We start from the raw sequence: 19,724 nt of genomic DNA, 5'->3' as shown, positions 1-19,724 counted from the left end.
TTCCACGTCCCGAGAGCTCGAAGCCCCCGGCCGCGCGCCGCGCAAAGAACCTCCAAGAGCCGCGTTTTTCCTAGTCAAGCGCCTGTTTTCCAAGCCTTGGCCCCCATCGGCCGAACCTCGCCGCCCCGCCGCGGAGACGCGACGAATCTCTCGCACATTGCAGCATCTTTTGTGACCTATTGCATAACACGACACCGACGCCTCGAGGGTTCGGCAGCCCGGATAGGCTGTTATCGTGCGCCGGGCCTGTTCGGCCACATCCGATATCGACGTCGTCCCCGAAGGAGCCACCCGTGCCCGCACCCAGCACCGCCCAGCCGATCCTCGTTCTGACCACGGGCGGAACGATCGACAAATACTATTCGGTGGCCGGCGAGCTCGAGATCGACGAGCCCACGATCGGGCCCATCCTGGACCAGGCGGCGACGAACGTCGAGACCGAGGTGCGCCCCTTCGTCGCCATTGACAGCCTGGACATGACCGACGAGCACCGGGCCGAGCTCGTCCGGGCACTGGTGGACGCCGGGGCGAGCCGCGTGGTCGTGACCCACGGGACCGACACGATGCCAGAGACCGCCGAATACCTCGCACGACATGAGGAGGCGATCGCGGGCAAGACGATCGTGCTGACCGGGGCCATGCAGCCGTCCTGCATGCGGCAGACCGACGCGCCCTTCAACCTCGGCTCAGCGGTGGCCAGCGTCCAGCTGCTCGAACCGGGGGTGTACATCTCGATGAGCGGTCGCATCTTCGAGGCGGGGTCGGTATCCAAGGACCGCTCCCGCGGGGTCTTCGTCGACAAGCAGTAACGCCCCTCGCGATGGCGGCCCGGGGCGGTCCCGGCGGCGGTGCCTCAGACGACGGCGTCGGCGGCCGCGCGCCCCGCAGCCCGACCGGAAAACAAGCATCCGCCCAGGAAGGTTCCCTCCAGGGCGTTGTACCCCATCATTCCTCCGCCACCGAACCCGTTGACCTCGCCCGCGGCATAGAGCCCAGCAACCGGATCCCCCTGTACGTCCAGGCACCGGCCGAGCAGGTCGGTCTCCAGGCCTCCGAGGGTCTTTCGGGTCAGGATATTGAGGCGCACCGCGATGAGCGGCCCATTCCGTCGGTCCAGGAATGCGTGGGGCGGGGCAGTCCTCAGAATGCGGTCACCGAGATGCTTGCGGTGGGAGCGCGCCATCGTCAGCTGGGCATCCTTGCCGTAGGGGTTCGCGAGCTCACGGTCGCGATCCTCCATCAGCTTCCTCAACCGGACGACGTCGATCTCCCGCTCGGGGTCGCCCACGCGATTCATGCCGTCCACGAGGTCCTCCAGGTCTTCCGCGACCACGAAGCCCTCTCCGTGCTTCTTGAAGTCCTCGATCGGCCCCGGTGCTCCCTTCGAGAACGCACGGGAAGCCAGAAGTTTGAAATCCTTGCCCGTCAGATCGGGGTTCTGTTCGGATCCCGAGAGTGCGAATTCCTTCTCGATGACCTTCTGGGTGAGCACGAACCAGCTGTACTCGTGGCCCGTGCGCCGCAGGTGACCGAGGGTGCCCAGGGTGTCGCATCCCGGATAGTTCGGGCCTGGGAGGCGGACGCCGTCGGAGTCGAGCCACAAGCTTGATGGGCCGGGAAGAATGCGTATCCCGTGGTTGTCCCAGATGGGATCCCAATTCCGGATCCCCTCGACGTAGTGCCACATCCGGTCCGGATTGATGACGTTCGCCCCCGCGGTCCGGGCGGTGCGCAGCATCCTCCCGTCCACGTGGGCGGGAACCCCCGAAACCATGGTCTTCGGTGGGGTTCCGAGGCGTTCGGGCCAGTTCTCGCGCACGAGATCGTGGTTGGCGCCGATGCCGCCCGAGGTCACGACGACGGCTTGGGCCGAGTACTCGAAACCGCCGACGACGTCGCGGTTGCTCGCCGTCCCCCGCCGCGTGAGGTCGGGTCGCAGCACGTCACCGCGGACTCCGGTGACCGCTCCCCCGGTCTTCACCAGCGCCTCAACGCGGTGTCGGAACGCGAACCGGAGCCTGCCGGACCGGGCGTGCTCGCGGCACCGACGCTCGAACGGAGCCACGAGGCCCGGGCCGGTGCCCCACGTGATGTGGAACCGGGGCACGGAATTGCCGTGCCCCTCCGCTCGGCCGTCGCCTCGTTCGGCCCAACCGACGATCGGGATCACCCGGTGCCCCATGCCCCGCAACCAGGATCGCTTCTCCCCAGCCGCGAAATCGAGGTATGCCTCCGCCCACTGCCGGGGCCAATAGTCGCATTCGCGATCGAACTGCGCGGAACCCATCCAGTCCTGGTGTGCCAGATCCGAGGAATCCCGGATGCCCATGCGCCTCTGCTCCGGAGAATCGACGAAGAACAGCCCGCCCAGCGACCAGTGGGCCTGACCGCCCACGGACTGCTCCGGTTCCTGGTCGAGCACCAGGACGGAACGACCGGCGTCGGCCGCTTCCGACGCGGCCACGAGGCCGGCCAAGCCGGCTCCGACCACGATGATGTCAGCATCCATGTTCCCCACCTCCGGGTTCAACGCGCCGGGCCCGCGCGCACTCGGTGTCGACGATTGCGCAGCTCCGGCCGTTGGTCAGTCCCCATTGCGCCTTCGACGGAGCCGACGCCTTTTCTTTTCCCGATGCGCCTGGATCTGTTCCTCGGTGACGGCTTCCAGGTTCTTCGTGAGCGGCTCGCCCGGGGTCCAGCCCTCCATGCGCCGGGCGCGACGGGAGCGGGAACCGAAGGAAAGCGTCAACCGCGGACGAGGCACCTTGAGATCGATGGGCTCCGGCAACTTCCAGTTCCGCCAACGAGCCAGGACCCCGACGACGCCGCACGTCAGGATCGAAACGGCCATACCGGCGTCGGGCCGGTGCAAGAATTCGGAGAAGACCACCATTTCGAGACCACCGACCACGGCCACGGTCGCGTAGAGGGAGCTGCCGCCGAGGACGAAGGGGATCCTGTTGACCATGACGTCGCGGATGACTCCCCCACCCACCGCCGTGGTCACGCCCAGCATCACCGAGGGAATCCAGTGCAGCCCGAGGGCCAGGGACTTGGACGTGCCCGTGGCCGCCCAGCACCCCATACCGATGAAATCGACGAGGATCAGGGTGCGGTCGGCCCACCGCGTCCCCAGATCAATGGTGTACGCGAGCCCGGAGGCCACAATGGCGGCAATCCAGTACCCGCCGTCCGTCAAGGCGATGGGGAACCCCGTGTTGAGGAGGACATCGCGGATGATGCCGCCGCCCATTCCGGTCACGATGGCCAGCACCACGAAGCCGACGACGTCGAACCTGAACGCCCGGGCGAGTGCACCGCCGAGGAGCCCGTTGGTCACGACCGCCCCGACGTCGACGATCCGGAACCAGATACTCGGATCCCATTCGGTCACCGTTCGCCACCTGCTTCCTTACCGAGGGACGGCCCGAGCCGACCTCAGGCACATCTCGATCTTAGTGAGCGCCGCCCCGCGGGTGAACGGTTTGCCCAATGTTGCGCCGATCGCCGGGGTGAACATGCAAAACCCCCTGTCACGTCCTGGTGGACGCGACAGGGGGCAACAAGTCGCTCGGGATCAGTCTTCCTTTTCGAGCTCGTTCACCGTGGCGCCGTCGGCCGCTCGCTGAACCGCGGAAACGCCCTTCTTCACCGAGGCAAGACTCTCGTACCCCTGGCCCGTTGCAACGACTTCGCCGTTGCCGGCCTTCAGACGGAACCGAAATTTTCCTGCTTTGTCCTCGTAGATCTCAAACTTCCCTGCCACGGTGGGCTCCTTTCCGGGACGCTGTCGTCTGATGCTCCGAGAGTAGACCCAGATCACATTGCCTGTGAATATTTTTGGGCAAATTTTTGGTGACCACTCACGATCCGCTCGGTTGCCGGTGAGCAAAACGATGAGTTTGCACACAAATGACAAGCATCCTGATCAGTGGTCGGAACCACAGTCGAAACCCGCTCCTTCCCTTGCGAACAGTGGGATGCAGCGGCATCGACATGCCTCCTCTCGCCCGGTATGGCGGCTTCGAGCCGTATACATAGCCTTCTTATGAGTTGTAGGGTCGGCTATCAGTATTTGATTTTTTGGTCCTGCCCGCTTCGTGCGCCCAGGACTTCACTCCCCTTATGGAAGGTTGTAGGACATGTTCGGACCAGAGAACGTCCGTCGGCGGTGGAACGTCGACGATGTGACGGTCACCAAGCCGAATGTCATCAAGCGCGCCATCAGCGCGGCCGCCATCGGCAATATCACCGAGTGGTACGACTTCGGCGTCTACGCATATCTTCAGGTCACGATCGAGAAGGTATTCCTCCCCGACTTGGATGGCGCGATCGGCAAGATCATCACGGCTGCGTTGTTTGCGGTGGCCTTCCTGGTCCGTCCCATCGGCGGCATGGTCTTCGGCCCGCTCTCGGACAAGATCGGCCGCAACAAGGTCCTCGCGATGACCATGATCATGATGGCGCTGGGAACCTTCGCCATCGGTATTCTTCCCGGATACGAGACCGTGGGCCTGTGGGCACCGATCCTGCTCCTTGCGTGCCGTTTGCTGCAGGGCTTCTCGACCGGTGGTGAGTACGGAAACGCGATGACCTTCATCGCCGAGTACGCCCCGGACCGCAAGCGCGGTTTCTTCGGCTCCCTGCTCGAGGTCGGAACCTTCGGCGGCTACCTGATGGGCGCCATCATCGCGACCATCATGACCGGGGTGCTCACCGACGAGCAGATGCTCAGCTGGGGCTGGCGTCTGCCGTTCTTCATCGCTTTGCCGCTTGGTTTCGTCGGCGTCTACCTGCGTTCCAAGCTGGCCGATACCCCGGCCTACCTGCAGCTCGAGAAAGAGGCCGAGAAGGCCGAGAAATCGAACCGCGGCGGTGCCAAGAAGGGCGGCGAGTTCAAGAACATCCTCAAGCTCTGGCCCTCGATGCTCATCTGCACCGGCCTGGTTCTCGCGTGGAACGTCACCAACTACATGCTGACCTCGTACATCCCGGTGTACTTCGACTCGGTCAAGTCGATCCAGGGTGACGGCGGCGTCTCCGAGTTCACCTCGTCGATCCTTCAGATCATCGTCATGGCCGTCTGCCTGGTGACCATCCCGATGCTGGGCCGTCTCTCGGACCGGATCGGGCGAAAGACGATCATCGTGGTCGGTTCGATCGCACCGATCGTGCTCTCGATCCCCTCCATCCTCCTGATTCGCGGGAACGCGGACCTCACGGTGATGCTGGGTCTGCTCATCATGGGCCTCAGCCTGATCTGCTTCAGCGCGATGATGCCCTCGACCCTGCCGTCCCTGTTCCCGACACTGGTCCGCGCGGGCGCGCTGTCGATCTCGTTCAACATTGCCATCTCGCTCTTCGGCGGAACGACGTCGACCGTCATGAACGCGCTGGTGGGAGGCACCGAGAACCTGATGTGGCCGGCGTACTACCTCATGGCTGCGGGCGCCATCGGCCTGATCGCGGTCTACTTCACCCCGGAGAGCAACGGCCGGCCGCTGTGGGGCTCGACGCCCTCGGCCGAGTCCAAGCCTGAGGCCCGCGAGCACGTCGCCGACCTCAACGAGGAATACGAAGCGGAAATGGCCAAGGCCTGATTCCGCACAGCAGATTCGGCATCGACTGAATCTCATGGCCCTGGCTCCGCCGGGCGGGCTTGTCCCGCACCGGCGCAGCCAGGGCCTTCGTGCGTCTGGGGCCGATGGGGTTTGGGACGCGCGGTTGGGAGAGTTCGGGGTGCGGCTCCGGGGGTTGGGCGGCTACGCCGTTTGGGGGTTGCGGAGCTGCGCGGTTTGGGAGTTGCTCCGTTTGGGGCTGCGCGGCTACGCGGTTTGGGGGCTGCGCGGCTGCGCCGTTTGAGGGTTGCGGAGCTGCGGGGCTGCGGTATTCGGGGTTTCGCTCCGGGATTGGGATCGCGCACTGGGGGATCGCCCGACGGCCGCTCAGGATGGGAGGCGGTTACCCGATCGCGTGGGGGTTGGCGACACCTTTGCCCCGTCGACCCAGCCGCATTCGGTGGCGGTTACCGGATCGCGTGGGGTTTAGCAGCCTTTTTGGCCCGGCGACTCAGCCGAACTTGGTGGCGGTTACCCGAAACAGTGGCAGTTCCCGCCGTCAGGTGTGGGTTACGCAGCCACCTAACGGCGGCAATCGCCACCCATTCGGGTAACCGGCTCCCAACGAAGCGCCCAGCGCGGCCGGACCAGCGCGGCCGAACCCGCGCGGCGTCGTCGGGCCCCGGCGTCGTCGGGCCGCGGCGTCGTCGGGCCCCGGCGCGAAGTGGCACTCTTGTGCGGAAATCACGGCAAAATCCGCACAAAACTGCCACCTCGCGCAGGAGGCACGCAAGAAGGGCGCAGGAGACCCACGGAGCGTGCGCGAGAGCGGCCGGACGTTCACCGTGGTGGGGCCTCCAGCACAATGTTCCTGTGCGGTCATGCCGCCTCCTCGGTGGTTGGAGTTGCCGACCACGTCAGACTAAGCACGCGACGTGGGCAGGCACTCAGTGTTCACCCAGAGCGGCCGGAACCTCCGCCACGGTGCCGAGAACGGGCGGCCGGTGCCCTTCCGGGGCGGCGTCGCGCGGCAGGTCGGATTCGATACCGATGTAGTCGAGCCCCGCGGCGAGAGCGGCCGCACGGTCGGCGAGGGAATCGCCCACGTACACGGTCTCCGTGGGACCGATGCCTCGTGAGGCGAGCTGGGCCAAGAATTCGTCGAAGACCCTGCCATCCGGTTTGTGGAACGCGGAACGATCGGCCCCTTGGACCCCGAGAAAGCGCGACACAGGGAATCCGAGGCGTTCCAGGTCCGCGTTCGCGAAGTCGGTGTTCGTGGACGTCACCACCCCCACCTCGTACCCGCGGTCGAGCAGACCGGTCACCGCCCGCACGGCGCCGTGGATCTCGGTCTTGTGGAAGTCCGAGGCGATCGACTGGTTGTCGGCACGCATGGTGTCGATCGGAGCGGAATTCCGGTACAACCGGGCGATCATCGAGTCGAAAGGCATGCCCCAGGCCTCCGCGAGCTCGGCTTCGGTGAGGTCGATGCCGTAGAAGCGGCGAGCCACTTCCTGATGGTGCTTCCATTTGACGACCCTGGTGTGCACCAAGGTGTCGTCCAGATCGAACAGGACCGCGCGCGGCCTGGGTCGATTCCGCCGGATGGTCCCCTTGTCCGCGAGCGTGGCGACGACGCCGCGCGCGGAGGCCGAGAGGACGTCGTCGTCCTCAGCGGTCACCCACGTGGTCTCCTCGATCTCCGCAGGGTCCTGGTCGTCACCGGGGATGCCGAATGATTCCTGTCCGCGGCAGCGGGCGACCCGGAGCCGGCCGTCGACGACGTCGGCCCGGTCGATCTCCCCCGACGTCACGACCGGTCGCTTTCGGCGCCGGAGGTCACCGATTCCCGCGATCGCACCGCGTACGCACTGCCTTCGGGGTTGTCCAGCGTCGAGTGCTTGCGATTGTCGTGCATGGCAACCACGGCGATCAGGCCGAGGACCGCCATCACGACTACGTACCACGGGAACACTCCGGCGATCCCCTGGTTCTTCATGAACAGGGCGACATACTCCGCCGACCCACCGAACAGCGAGTTGGCGATGGCGTACGTGAACCCGACGCCGAGCCCGCGCACGTGGGCCGGGAACATCTCCGCCTTCACGACGCCGGAGATTGACGTGTAGAAGCTGACGAAGAACATCACGATCACGATGAACACCCCGGAGACCAGGATCGAACTCTGCGAACCGATCAGGGCCAGCAGCGGGACCGGCAGAACAATCATCGCGATCACGAAGATCAGCATCGAGTTCTTGCGACCGATCTTGTCCGAGACGGCACCGGCCGCCGGCTGCATCAGGATGAAAAGCAGGAGGCACACGGTCATCGTGTCCGCGACCCGTCCCTTGTCGAAGCCGCCGGTGTTGATCAAGTACTTCTGCATGTAGGTGGTGAACACGTAGAAGACCAGGGAGCCGATGCTCGTGATCCCGAAGACCACCCAGAAGGCGCGGGGATGCCGGAAGACCTCGAGAAGGCTTCCCGAGCCCTTGGCATTGCGTTCGGAAGGCTTCGTCGTCTCCGTCAGCCCCGACCGCAACCACAGGGAGACCAGCGCGGCGAGGGCACCGATCACGAAGGGCAGGCGCCACCACCCCTCGGAGATCTTGTCGTCGCCGAGGGTGTGCGTCATGATCACCGCGAGAAGACTGGCCAGCAGCTGGCCACCGACCAGGGTCACGTACTGGAAGGAAGAGAAGAATCCGCGCTTGCCGGAGGTCGCGACCTCGGACATGAAGGTCGCCGTCGAACCGTATTCGCCGCCGACCGAGATGCCCTGGACGCAACGGACCAGAGTCAGCAGGATCGGGGCGAGCACGCCCGCCGTCGCGGCCGTCGGCAGGATCGCCATGGCGAGGGATCCGGCGCACATGAGCAGGATCGAGGACAGCATGGACACCTTGCGCCCGTAGCGGTCGGAAATCCGACCGAAGATGAAGCCGCCGAGCGGGCGCATGAGGAAGCCGACGAAGAACACACCCGCCGTGCTCATGAAGGCGCCCGTCTGGCCCGCCCCCGCGAAGAACTGCTGGGCAAAGTACACGCTGAAGAAGGAGTAGACGTAGAAGTCGAACCATTCGACGAGGTTTCCGCTCGAGGCGGCGAGGATCGACTTGACGGTATGCCACGTCGACGGGGTGCGCTCCCTCTGCGCTCCATCAGGGCGGAATGAGGCCATCGTGAGTTTTCCCTTCTCCGGTGCGGTGTGTGGTTCCCCTTGATTTCAGTCGCCTCAGAATACATTCACTGAGAGCTGGATCATAGTCGAGGAGGGGACATTGCGCCTCGGTGCCGGGCCACGGCCGCGCGCGCCCTGCCCGGATCGCGAGCCCTGCCCGGATGGAGTGTGGCCGGCGACGTCGGAGGGGCGCGCCCCCGATTCACCGGGCATTCACGCAAATGTCACGGCCCGCACGAGTGTTGCTGGGCGCCTGGGGTTCCCGGGACTTTAGGTTGGGAGCAGTCGGCACCCGCCGGCTCGGGGTCTCGGCCTCGACACGATCAGGCAGAGGCCGAACGCCACGAGGCGCCCCGTTCACGACGTCGAAGGGGAACTCATCGTGAGCTCGTCCGTCACCACCTACGTCCTCGACACCTCGGTCCTTCTCTCCGACCCCCGCGCCATGTTGCGGTTCGACGAACACGAGGTGGTGATCCCGCTCGTCGTCGTCTCGGAGCTGGAGGGGAAACGCCATCACCCCGAACTGGGGTACACCGCACGCAAGGCGTTGCGGATCCTGGACGAGTTCAGGGAAGAATTCGGGCGGCTCGACCACGACATACCGGTCGGCGACACCGGCGGGACGCTGCGGGTCGAGCTCAACCACATCGAGACCTCCCAATTGCCGGTGGCCTTCGATCGCGGAGAGAACGACACCCGGATCCTCGCGGTGGCCAGAAACCTGAAGGCAGAGGGGGCCGACGTCGTCGTCGTGACCAAGGACGTGCCGATGCGGGTCAAGGCCGCCTCGATCGGGCTGGCGGCCGAACAGTACCTGGCCGAACAGGCCGTCGACTCCGGGTTCACGGGCCTGTCCGAGGTCTTCCTGGATCAGGACGAGATGGACCGGCTGTACTCGTCGGGGTCGATCGACACCGACGCCGCCGCCCAGGAAGTCGTCAACACGGGGCTCGTGCTGACCTCGCCCCAGGGGTCCGCTCTCGGCCGAGCCGTCGGCCCGGACACCATAGGGCTGGTCCGCGGCGACCAACAGGTCTTCGGTGCGGGCGGCCGCTCCGCGGAACAACGCATCGCGATCGATCTTCTGCTCGACGAGTCGGTGGGCATCGTGAGCCTGGGCGGACGGGCGGGAACCGGCAAATCCGCCCTCGCACTCATGGCCGGTCTCGAAGCCGTTCTGGAAAAGGGCACCCACCAGAAGATCACGGTTTTTCGCCCGCTCTACGCCGTCGGCGGGCAGAACCTGGGCTACCTGCCCGGTTCGGAAGGGGAGAAAATGAATCCCTGGGCCGAGGCCGTGTTCGACACCCTCAGCGCTCTGGTCAGCAAGAACGTGCTCGACGAGGTCGTCTCCCGCGACATCCTGGAAGTTCTCCCGCTGACCCACATCCGGGGCCGCTCGCTGCACGACACCTTCGTGATCGTGGACGAGGCCCAGTCGTTCGAACGCACGGTTCTGCTCACCGTGTTGTCGCGTCTCGGGCAGAACTCCAGGGTGGTCCTGACCCACGACGTCGCCCAGAGCGACAACCTGCGCGTCGGCCGGCACGACGGAATCACCGCCGTGATCGACCGACTCAAGGGGCACCCCCTCTTCGGCCACGTGACGCTGACACGCTCGGAACGGTCGGAGATCGCCGACCTCGTGACAGATGTTTTGGAGGACGGCGAGCTGGTTTAGGGGGTGGGGGTTTCGGTTGGGGGGGGGTGAGCGGTCGGGGGGGGATGCGGTTCCGTGGGGCAGGCGGTCGCGGCGGTCGGGCGGTCGGGGCGATCGGGCGGTCTACTTTCGGCGAGGCGGCAATTTTGAGCGCTGCGGCTCGCGAGGTGGCAGTCCTGAGCGGTCCGGCCCGCGAGGTGGCAATCCTGAGCGCTGCGGCCCGCGAGGTGGCAGTTTTGGGACAAAATCTTGCGTTTTTCGTCCCGAGAATGCCACCTCGCGGGATAAACAGCCCGAAATTGCCACCTCGAGCACGCGCGGGCTTCGTTTCGACACCGCACACGCCGAATTCGGGGCCGCAGCCGCAGACTTCGGGGCCGCTCGCGCCGAGTTCAGCGGCGGTTTCCCGATTCGGTGGCGGTTGCTTGCGGGTTCTGCCGAAAGCCCACCGGCTCTCAGCGTGCGTTCAGTGGCGGTTTCCCGATTCGGTGGGGGTTCCCCGACAAAATCAACGAGAATCGACGCCGCCCGAGCGCCCTTTCGGTGGGGGTTACCCGAATTGGTGGCGTTTGCCGTCGTTGGGTGGAGGTTGGGGCGCCACGTAACGGCGGAAAACGCCTCTGAATCGGGCAAGCGCCTCGCTATCCATGAGCCGCTGCGGGCCGCACGGCGAGGACGTCCGCATGTGGCCGCGTCCCTGGGTCCTGCCGCTGTTGGACCGATCGAATGACGAAGCCGGCGTCGCGGAGCATCCGGAGCATGACGTCACACGGCCACCTGTATGCGGTAGTCACAGCGTGATCGAACGGTTCGGCCCGGTCATGGAGTTCAGCCCGAGTCCATACCCTTGGATCCGTTCCACTCGGCTGCACCCCACTCTGACGTGCCCCGTCCCCGGAGGAAGAACCGCCACCCGACGAGGACGCTTCGTCGACCCGGTTCGATGCGGCACCATCCGGCGAAGCCACTCCGTCGCCCGGACCCGACCCGACGACGTCGTCGGCGGTGCCACCCGCGGGGCCGACGACGACGCCGGCGTCACTCGCGGGGCTGTCGAAGAACCCGAGAAGCAAGGAGCCGCCCGGGCGCAGTGCGGAATGCAGGGCAACCAGGGCCGATGGAACGACGTCGGGTTCCAGGTGGATGAGGCAGTACCAGGCAAGGATGCCTCCGTACCGCGACGGCGCCTCGACCAGATCCTGGATATCACCCAGCCGGAACTCCGCGGCGGGGAACGCACGTCGCGCGATGCTGACGAACTCCGGAACGGGATCGAAACCCGAAACGCTGCATCCGTGACGACGCAGAAACTCCGTCCAATGCCCCGGCCCGCACCCCGCGTCGGCAACGGGGCCCGTGAGGCCCCGAGCCCATTCGCTCACGGTGACTCGGTCGGCCGCGGCGGTCGCATCCATGGAACCGAGCACCTCTGCATACTCGGAGGCGCGGGCGGCGTAGGCTTCGGAGACGGTCATGTCTCCCATGATGGACCACCCGCCCCGCCCATACGACCCGCACAGAACACGGTCGCGCGGGCCGGAAGCGGGGGATCAGTAGCCCAGGGGCGATTGCTGCTTGTTGGCGGACCCCGTCGGCACGTACTGGGGGTTGGTCGCGAGCTCCTGCAGCCGGGACTTGGGACCGTTGAATCGGCTCCGGTCCGCAATGCTGCCCTTGCTGCTTTCGGTGTGCTGCCAGAAGTCGTAGTCACCCCACGACGCCGGGACGTCACCCGAGGAGCCGCTGCCCCACTTGGCGATCATGAGCGGGCTGTCGATGAAGGCGGTCGTGTCGCCCACGCACTGGTTCCACCAGGCGTTGGTCGTGTAGATCATGGGGGCACGACCGGTCTCGGACTTGTACTCGACCGTGAAATCTTGAATCCACGCTCTCATCTGGGCCGGAGTCTGGTGGTAGCACTGCTCGTCGGCTGTTTTGGCGCTCGGCGTCGGCTCCAGGTCGACCATGCCCGGGAGTGTGGTGCCGTCATTGACCCACTTGCCGCCGTGGTCCATGAAGAACCGGGCCTGCTCCGAACCGCTGCTGTGACTGGGGCGAGCAAAATGATAGGCGCCCCTGTACAGACCGGCCTTCCCGATCGCCTTGTACTGCTTGTCGAAGGTCGGCGACGCCCAGTCGCCGTCGGTGGCCTGAGCCTGGCCGAACTCCACTCCGGCGGAGGCGACCTCGCTCCAGGGGTAATCGTTACCCTGGTTCACCGAAATATCGCGGCCCTGGATCCCTTCTTTGGGTCCAGCGTCCGACGCCGCCTGAGCAGCCGGTTCCACCAGGAGCGTTCCACCAAGGATGAGCGCCGTCGAGACCGCGAGGCAGGCCGCCCCGCGGCGCCTCAGGGCATGCCGTAGTCTCCGACTCGTGGATCGGGTCTCGGATTCGAACATTTTCGTACCTCAATATGGGGTGTCGAGTGCGAACATGAGCATCGGGAGGGGAAGTGGCCCCGGTCCGACCGACTCCTCACGCACATGACCGTGAATAGGCCAGGCGCAAGGCGATGGCCACGACCGTATGGCAAACCGGAACCTATGTCCAGGACCACACACCACAATTCGTCTTTGAAATGACATGGGTTAACAGTTCGCGAGCCCGAAACTCCGCGATATCTCGGGTCGGGTCGCCTCTGCCGCCGCATTGAATAACACGCGTGGAATTAATCCCGAGTTGTCGAGATATTTATGGAAATCGACAAATCGCACAATGCCTTGGGGACCCTAGACTGGACTCATGACTTACGAACTTTCCGATTCAATCCACATCGACGCATCCCCCGCAGAGATCTACGACCTGATCTCGGACGTCACCCGAACGGGCGAGTGGAGCCAGCAGTGCTACCGGTGCGACTGGGACGGACCCGGGATGCACGACGTCGGGGCCACCTTCACCGGCCACAACCGCACTCCCGATCGCGAGTGGACGACGACGTCGGAAGTCGTCGCCGCCGAGCCCGGAACCCACTTCGCTTGGGAGGTCGTCCCGGCTCGTGTACGTTGGGGATACAAAATATCTCCAGAGGGCGAGGGCAGTGTTCTCACGGAATACACAGCTTTCTCCGAACAATCCCACGAAACCTTTCGGCAACGTTTCGGGGAGGATGCAGACCACCAGATCGAAATTCGCCAGGAAGCGGCCGCGTCGGGGATCCCGGAAACTCTCGCCAAGATCAAGCGAATCGTCGAAGAAACAAACTGATACCTCGCGCGCCAGTATTTGTGAAGAAATCCACTCATTCTGGCGTAATACTTGTCGCGTGTTTTGAGCACCCACGGCCGAATACGTACCTTGCCGTTATGGCAATTTCGAGACGCAACGTGCTCGCATTCGGCGCGGCCGCATCGGCCGTCACCGGAACAGCACTCATCACCGCACCCGCGGCCCAGGCCGCACCGGCTACGGCCAACAAGACCATGGAATCCAAGCAGCCGCTGAGCTGCCCGTTGGGGAAGGGGAAGTAGTCCATGGCAGCAGTACAGGTCAGTTCTCCCAACTTCACCGAGGGCCGCGAAGGAACGGCCGTGGACCGCATCGTCATCCACTACATCGTGGGGACCCTTGCGGCCGCGGACACCACGTTCAGCGACCCCAATTCGGGAGTCAGCGCGCACTACGGCATTGGCGAAGGCGAAATCCACCAGTTCGTGGACGAGGCCAATACCGCCTGGCACGCCGGCGACTGGAATTTCAATCTCCGCAGCATCGGCATCGAGCACTCCGCCGACCCGTCCCGTGCACCAACTCAGGACACCTACAACAAGTCGATCGACCTCTGCGCAACGATCTGCCGCACCTACGGGCTCGACCCCCAGTCGCAGATTGTTCCGCACAGCTTCGTGGTATCCACCGACTGCCCCGGCACCGTGGACATCCAGGCGATCCGCGACGGAGTCTCCGCGATCCTCTGACATCCCCGAGTAGTCCGCAACCCGTCGGCACCGCCGGATTCGCAACCCGGCCGGCCGGCGGCTGACTCGAAAGCCCCCGCCCCCTGCGCTCCCCGAGCGCGGTGGAGCGGGGGCTTCGTCGTACCCGACGAAAGATGTCCGCCCGGGGTGACTTGACGCACAATCATGCAAGTGATTTATTGACTAAATGGCTTACACCACCCTGTCCCTCTCGGAGAAGATCGCCGACGGCATCGTCGACATGATCACGCGGGAAGGCAAAACCCGCGGGGACTCGATCCCCTCCGCCCGGGCTTTGGCCGAACGCTTCGAGGTCACCGCTCCGACCGTGCGCGAGGCCCTGCGGCGGTTGGAGGCGACCGGCGTCATCGTCTTCCGCCACGGTTCGGGCACCTACGTGGGACCCGGATTCGGCCGGGGCCTCGTGGCCAACCCGCACGTCGCCGCTTCGGCGAGCTCGGTCCTGGACCTCATCGAAGCCCGCCTGGTGATCGAGCCGAATATTGCGGCCACGGCGGCCGCGCACCGCACCGAGGCGGATCTTGAGGCTTTGCGCGCCGCGTGCGACAACGCCACGGTGCCCGACGTCGTCGAGGACGTCTCTTCCCACTTCCACGCGGTCTTGGCCCGGGCCACGGGCAACCCCGTACTGAACGACACCATCGAGGCGATGCTCGTGTTCAACCGGCGACAACGACAGGAGCTGCGCCAGGCCTTCATCGTTCCGGACACGGACCACGCGGAGCATCAGGGGCTCGTCGAAGCCATCGAAGAGCAGGATTCCGAAACGGCGCGATTCCTCGCCGAGGCTCATCTTCGTTCCCTGCGCGACGCCGTCCGACGGCAACTCCGACCGACCGACTGAGCCCGCCCCTCGGCGGCACATCGGCGAAGCACCCCCGCCACACTCACCCCACCGCACTTGCGCCCACCGCGCTCACACTCAGCTCGCCCACTCTCCCCAAGGATCATCATCGTGACCGAACAGCCCCAGTACCGCCTCGGCGACATGACCAGTCGCGACACCGAGAAGATCGACAAGTCCCGCTCGGTGGCTCTCGTTCCCGTGGGGGCCTTCGAACAGCACGGCCCGGCCATGCCCATGGCCACCGATCAGATCCGCGCCGTCGCCCTGTGCGACTCGGTCGCGAAGCACCTGGAAGGAACGGCTTTCGTGGGCCCCGAGCTTCCGGTGGGCATCTCGATCCACCACACCACGTTCCCCGGCACCATGAGCCTCGCGCCGGAGACCTTCATCCAGGTGATCACGGAATACGCGACCGAGCTGCACAGGAACGGGTGGCAGCGGGTTCTGGTGGTGACCGGGCACGGGGGCAACAACTCGGCCCTCGGCGTCGTCGCCCAACGCCTTCTGCAGGAAGCGCCGTCCCTCGAATTCGCCTGGACACCCATCACGGGTCTCGCCGCGGACCGGATCCGCGCTTTCGGGACCGCCGAGGTCACGGGGCACTGCGGGGAGGCCGAGACAGCGCAGATGCTGCACGTCGCACCCCACCTGGTGCGTGACGAACTGCTCCAGCCCGGAACCACGGGGCTGGATGAGATGGATTCGTTGCCGAGGCTCTCACGCCGTGCCCGCCCTTCGCTCTCCGTCACGTGGGACCGCCTGAGCGCCAACGGGGTCCTGGGCGACCCGACGCGATCAACCAAGGAACTCGGCGCGGACATCATCGAGACCGCGACCGAGACGATCTGCGACTACGTCCGGACCTGGATCGGGATCGACCGAGGAATCAACGGGTGAATCATGAGCTCATCGACCGCACCTGAGAAGAACACAGGCCGCCTGCCGTGGATGATCCGAGCGCTCTCGGTCGTCGAACGGGTCGGAAACGCGCTGCCTCACCCCTTCTGGCTGTTCTGGATCCTCGCCGGCATTCTCGCCGTGATCAGCGCGGTTCTCGCCGGAGCGGACTCGAGCGTGGTTTCCCCGAAGTCGGGCAAGGAAGTCCACGTCCAGAATCTGCTCTCCGGCGAGGGAGTGGCGATGGCGATGTCCACGATGGTCAAGAACTTCGCCTCGTTCCCGCCGATGGCCACCATCGTCGTCGTGATCATGGGGGTCGCCGTGTCGGAGCGGACCGGATTCCTCTCCGCGGTCATGCGGGTCTCGATCTCGCGGGTTCCCGCCGGTCTGGTGGTGTTCTCCGTGGCCTTCGCCGGAACCGTTTCCCACCTGGCTTCGGCCGCGGCCTACGCCATCCTGGTGCCGTTGGGCGGCATGGCGTTCAAGGCAGTCGGCAAGTCGCCGATCCTCGGCATCGTGGTCGCCTACACGTCGATCGCTTCCGGATACGATGCGAGCCCGATCCCGACGCCGAACGACACCATCTTCGCGGGCATCACCACGGCGGCCGCGCATATCGTGGACGAGAACGCTTCCGTCAGCCCCGTGAGCAACTGGTACTTCAACATTGCTTCCTCGCTGCTCCTGGCCCTCGTGATCACCCTGGTCACCACGACGATTCTGGCCAAGCGGGATGATCTGGAGGAGGACGACGCCGCCACCGGCGCGACCACCACGCTGCATCTGAGCCGCCTCGAAACGCGGGGTCTCATCCTCGCCTCGGGGACCGTGGTCCTCCTGCTTGCCGTGGTGATCGCCGCCGTGATCCCCTCCGGGTCACCGCTGCGCGGGGACGGCGGGTCGCTGGCGGACTCCCCGTTCCTGGACGGCATCGCCGCGCTGGTCGGCTTCCTGTTCATGGTCGGAGGCATGGTCTACGGACGGGTTCTCGGAGTCATCAACGCCCCGAAGGACATCCCGCCGATGATGGCCGAGGGCGTCCGGCAGTTCGCGCCGACCCTCGTCATGTTCTTCGCGATCGCCCAGTTCCTGCAGTACTTCGACTGGACGCACCTCGGTGATGTGATCGCCGTCGGCGCCTCACAGTTGCTGGACCAGAGCAACATTCCGGTCACGCTGATCTTCCTGCTCGTGTTCGCGCTGCTGTCCGTGGTCAACGTGATCATCACGAGTGGCTCGGCCATGTGGTCGATCATGGCACCGGTTCTGGTGCCCATGCTGATGCTGCTCGACGTCCCCGCGGACACCACGCAGGCAATTTTCCGCATCGCCGACTCCGGGTCGACGTCGATCTCCCCCATGAGCCCCTACTTCGTCATGGCTCTGGGCTTTCTCCAGCAGTACCGGAAGAAGGCCGGCATCGGGACGCTCGCGGCGTACACGCTCCCGCTCGCGATCTGCATGACCTTGGCCTGGGTCGTCCTCTTCTTCCTGTGGTGGTGGCTGGGCATTCCGCTCGGCCCCGGTGCCCCGGTCAAATAGAGGGCCTCAGCCCAGGGAACGACGTCGCCGTGCCGCACGGCCGACGCCGACCCCGGAACATAGCTTCACTCATCATTTGGGATCGTCCGGAAGGGATTGAACGAACCATGTCCCATTCATCGGTACACGCCGCTCCGACGTCGTCCGCCAGGCGCGACGTCGTGAAATTCCTGGTCTGCCTCGCGATGGTGCTCATCGGCGGATTGGGTTCGTACATCGTGCAAACCAACGCGGGGACCTTGCAGGTCCAGACCCTCTCCATCCCTGGGCCCAACGGCCAGAAGATCTCTGCGGACCTCTACAAGCCGGTCAATGCGACCGAGGATCACCAAGTGCCCATGGTGGTGGTGACCCCGGGATTCCAGCGCACCAAGGAGACCCAGGTCAGCAACTCCCTGGAACTCGCCCGACGCGGCATGGCGACGCTCGTGGTGGACCCGTACAACCAGGGCGAATCCACCTCGCAGGCGCCCGGGTCCAAGGAATCCGCGCTGATTCCCGCGATCGACTACGTCACCAAGACCTCGGCCTTCAACTACGTCGACCAGGACAGGATCGGCATCACGGGGCATTCCGCCGGAGGCAGCCAGGTCCGGAGTGCGGCCTCCCACTACGGCAAGCTCGAGAAGGATGCGCTCAAGAAGGCCGCCGACCCGTCGTCGCCCGGTGGTACGGAGGTCACCGCGCAGGAACGGTCCGACGCGGAATCCCTGAACAAGATCCGCTCGGCGTACATCTCCGGGTGGCTGCGCAATCTCGACGACAAGTCCTTCAAGAACATCCACTCGAACCTGGGCCTCGGATACGCCCGCTTTGACGAGGGCGGATACAGAAACGTTCGGGGAGACGGCGACCTGCGCGATGCCCCGGAGGCCATATCCTTCGTCAACTCCGGCCTGCCCGAGGACCAGAAGGTCTCCTCGGTCAGGACGGACTCCCCCTACGGCGACCCGGGGGACCGCACCTACCGCATCGCCAACAATGACAGGACGATCCACCCCTTCCAGCCGATGTCGCCCGCTGCGGTCGGCGGGCTCATGGACTTCTTCACGACGACGCTCGACTGGCACACGGATGTGTCCAGCGGCAACCAGACCTGGTTCGTGAAGGAAGCGTTCAACCTGATCTCCCTGGTCGGCGGCCTGGTGATGCTCCTTCCCCTGAGCCGCTTGCTGTTGCGCATCCCGGCGCTCCACTCCGCGGCCCAACCGGTCCCGGCCCCGCAGGCCCGGCAGACAGGCGCCGGGAAGGTGATCTTCTGGGGCACGCTCGCGGTGAGCGCGGCGGTCGCCTGCTTGACCTTCATTCCTCTGTCCAACGCCACCGAGTTCGTGTTCCCGGACGCGACCCATTCGATCAACACCTGGTTCTTCCCGGCCCGCATGGTCAACGGCGTGCTGTTGTGGTCGCTGTTCAACGGCCTGTTCGGGCTCGCACTGTTCTTCGGCACCCACTGGCTCCACGGACGACGACGGGGCGCATCCGCGGCCACCTGGGGGCTCAGGATCGGACGCCGGGACCTCGGCAAGACGCTCTTGCTCGGATTTCTGCTGGTCACATGCTTCTACGTGGTTCTGTCCGTGATCTACGGCCTGTTCCACTCCGATTTCCGCTTCCTGGTGGTCGCGGCCCGACCGCTCTCGGCCCGGTGGTTCTGGGTGTCGCTCATGTACATCGTGCTGTTGTTCGTGTTCTTCTTCAGCAACTCCCTGCGCGTCAACGGATCGATGCGTGTGGCCGGACAGAAGAAGTGGGTGAGTTACCTTCTCGCGGCGCTGGCGAATTCGGTCGGGCTCGCGGCAATCTTCGTGATCCAGTACGTCACGTTCTTCGCCACCGGCACGGTCTTCTGGACCGACGACTGGTTGTACGTGAACATGCTCCAGTCCGTGCTGCCAATGATGGTAATCCTGCCCCTGTTCAACAGGGCGTTCTTCACCATCACCGGACGCGTATGGCTGGGACCCATCGTCACGGTCTCGATCTTCGCGCTCATGGCCCTGGGCGGCAGCGTGATCTACGTGCCGCTCCCGCACTAGGCCGCGTGGGAGGAAAACCGGATTAGCTCGCGCGAGGCGGCAGTAGC

The 19,724-nt window shown here is 65.3% G+C and carries 17 protein-coding genes; 10 read left to right on the top strand and 7 right to left on the bottom strand.

The features are described 5' to 3' along the window. Positions 1-293 precede the first annotated feature (293 nt). Positions 294-809, top strand: coding sequence for an asparaginase domain-containing protein (locus ACTSLZ_RS02445; RefSeq protein ID WP_443095599.1), 516 nt, complete (start codon positions 294-296; stop codon positions 807-809). Between the two features lie 44 nt (positions 810-853). Here the strand turns inward: ACTSLZ_RS02445 and ACTSLZ_RS02440 are convergent, their stop codons facing one another. From ACTSLZ_RS02440 to ACTSLZ_RS02430, 3 genes are all read right to left on the bottom strand, one after another. Further along, positions 854-2,509 (bottom strand): FAD-binding dehydrogenase, encoded by a 1,656-nt coding sequence (locus ACTSLZ_RS02440; RefSeq protein WP_443095598.1) that lies wholly within the window; start codon positions 2,507-2,509, stop codon positions 854-856. A 75-nt stretch (positions 2,510-2,584) separates the two neighbouring features. Continuing rightward, positions 2,585-3,394, bottom strand: a complete 810-nt coding sequence (locus ACTSLZ_RS02435) for a trimeric intracellular cation channel family protein (protein ID WP_443095597.1) — start codon at positions 3,392-3,394, stop codon at positions 2,585-2,587. 183 nt (positions 3,395-3,577) lie between these two features. Next, positions 3,578-3,766 carry a YegP family protein gene (locus ACTSLZ_RS02430; RefSeq protein WP_178980525.1) on the bottom strand — a complete coding sequence of 63 codons (189 nt, stop codon included), beginning with the start codon at positions 3,764-3,766 and terminating at the stop codon, positions 3,578-3,580. Between the two features lie 376 nt (positions 3,767-4,142). Here ACTSLZ_RS02430 and ACTSLZ_RS02425 point away from each other — a divergent pair, with 376 nt between their 5' ends. After that, the gene (locus tag ACTSLZ_RS02425; RefSeq protein WP_443095596.1) at positions 4,143-5,600 is read left to right on the top strand and encodes an MFS transporter; all 1,458 of its coding nucleotides are present in this window, start codon (positions 4,143-4,145) and stop codon (positions 5,598-5,600) included. A gap of 905 nt (positions 5,601-6,505) precedes the next feature. Here ACTSLZ_RS02425 and ACTSLZ_RS02420 read toward each other — a convergent pair. Both ACTSLZ_RS02420 and ACTSLZ_RS02415 read right to left on the bottom strand, forming a co-directional pair. Then, the gene (locus tag ACTSLZ_RS02420; RefSeq protein WP_443095595.1) at positions 6,506-7,375 is read right to left on the bottom strand and encodes an HAD family hydrolase; all 870 of its coding nucleotides are present in this window, start codon (positions 7,373-7,375) and stop codon (positions 6,506-6,508) included. Continuing rightward, positions 7,372-8,745: an MFS transporter gene (locus tag ACTSLZ_RS02415; RefSeq protein ID WP_443095594.1), complete on the bottom strand. Its 1,374-nt coding sequence runs from the start codon at positions 8,743-8,745 to the stop codon at positions 7,372-7,374. Before ACTSLZ_RS02415 ends, ACTSLZ_RS02420 begins: the two co-directional genes overlap by 4 nt. Positions 8,746-9,190: 445 nt before the next feature. Between ACTSLZ_RS02415 and ACTSLZ_RS02410 the strand changes: the two genes are divergently transcribed. Further along, positions 9,191-10,429 (top strand): PhoH family protein, encoded by a 1,239-nt coding sequence (locus ACTSLZ_RS02410; protein ID WP_443096081.1) that lies wholly within the window; start codon positions 9,191-9,193, stop codon positions 10,427-10,429. A gap of 620 nt (positions 10,430-11,049) precedes the next feature. On the opposite strand, the gene ACTSLZ_RS02405 is transcribed toward ACTSLZ_RS02410, so the two are convergent. Further along, complete coding sequence (locus ACTSLZ_RS02405; protein WP_443095593.1) at positions 11,050-11,892, bottom strand: class I SAM-dependent methyltransferase; 843 nt, start codon at positions 11,890-11,892, stop codon at positions 11,050-11,052. Positions 11,893-11,958: 66 nt separating this feature from the next. Next, positions 11,959-12,810, bottom strand: coding sequence for a GH25 family lysozyme (locus ACTSLZ_RS02400; RefSeq protein WP_443095592.1), 852 nt, complete (start codon positions 12,808-12,810; stop codon positions 11,959-11,961). A 343-nt stretch (positions 12,811-13,153) separates the two neighbouring features. On the opposite strand from ACTSLZ_RS02400, the gene ACTSLZ_RS02395 reads away from it, so the two are divergent. The 7 genes from ACTSLZ_RS02395 to ACTSLZ_RS02365 all read left to right on the top strand — a co-directional run bounded on the left by ACTSLZ_RS02395 (position 13,154) and on the right by ACTSLZ_RS02365 (position 19,677). Then, positions 13,154-13,618 (top strand): SRPBCC family protein, encoded by a 465-nt coding sequence (locus ACTSLZ_RS02395; protein ID WP_436595100.1) that lies wholly within the window; start codon positions 13,154-13,156, stop codon positions 13,616-13,618. Positions 13,619-13,716: 98 nt separating this feature from the next. Further along, on the top strand, positions 13,717-13,881 hold the full coding sequence (locus tag ACTSLZ_RS02390; protein ID WP_156265588.1) for a hypothetical protein: 165 nt from the start codon (positions 13,717-13,719) through the stop codon (positions 13,879-13,881). A 3-nt stretch (positions 13,882-13,884) separates the two neighbouring features. Then, positions 13,885-14,328, top strand: coding sequence for an N-acetylmuramoyl-L-alanine amidase (locus ACTSLZ_RS02385; RefSeq protein WP_129316539.1), 444 nt, complete (start codon positions 13,885-13,887; stop codon positions 14,326-14,328). A gap of 187 nt (positions 14,329-14,515) precedes the next feature. After that, entirely contained in the window at positions 14,516-15,193 is a 678-nt protein-coding gene (locus tag ACTSLZ_RS02380; protein WP_443095591.1) for a FadR/GntR family transcriptional regulator, read from the top strand. A 111-nt stretch (positions 15,194-15,304) separates the two neighbouring features. Beyond that, the gene (locus ACTSLZ_RS02375; RefSeq protein ID WP_443095590.1) at positions 15,305-16,093 is read left to right on the top strand and encodes a creatininase family protein; all 789 of its coding nucleotides are present in this window, start codon (positions 15,305-15,307) and stop codon (positions 16,091-16,093) included. A gap of 3 nt (positions 16,094-16,096) precedes the next feature. Further along, on the top strand, positions 16,097-17,638 hold the full coding sequence (locus ACTSLZ_RS02370; RefSeq protein WP_443095589.1) for an AbgT family transporter: 1,542 nt from the start codon (positions 16,097-16,099) through the stop codon (positions 17,636-17,638). A gap of 107 nt (positions 17,639-17,745) precedes the next feature. Further along, the gene (locus tag ACTSLZ_RS02365; RefSeq protein ID WP_443095588.1) at positions 17,746-19,677 is read left to right on the top strand and encodes an alpha/beta hydrolase family protein; all 1,932 of its coding nucleotides are present in this window, start codon (positions 17,746-17,748) and stop codon (positions 19,675-19,677) included. Positions 19,678-19,724 lie beyond the last annotated feature (47 nt).

Origin of the sequence: Rothia koreensis (assembly GCF_052232265.1) — a bacterium.
GTDB classification, from domain to species: domain Bacteria; phylum Actinomycetota; class Actinomycetes; order Actinomycetales; family Micrococcaceae; genus Rothia; species Rothia koreensis.
Note: the sequence above shows the minus strand (reverse complement) of the source record. Positions and strands in the feature narration are given on the sequence as shown.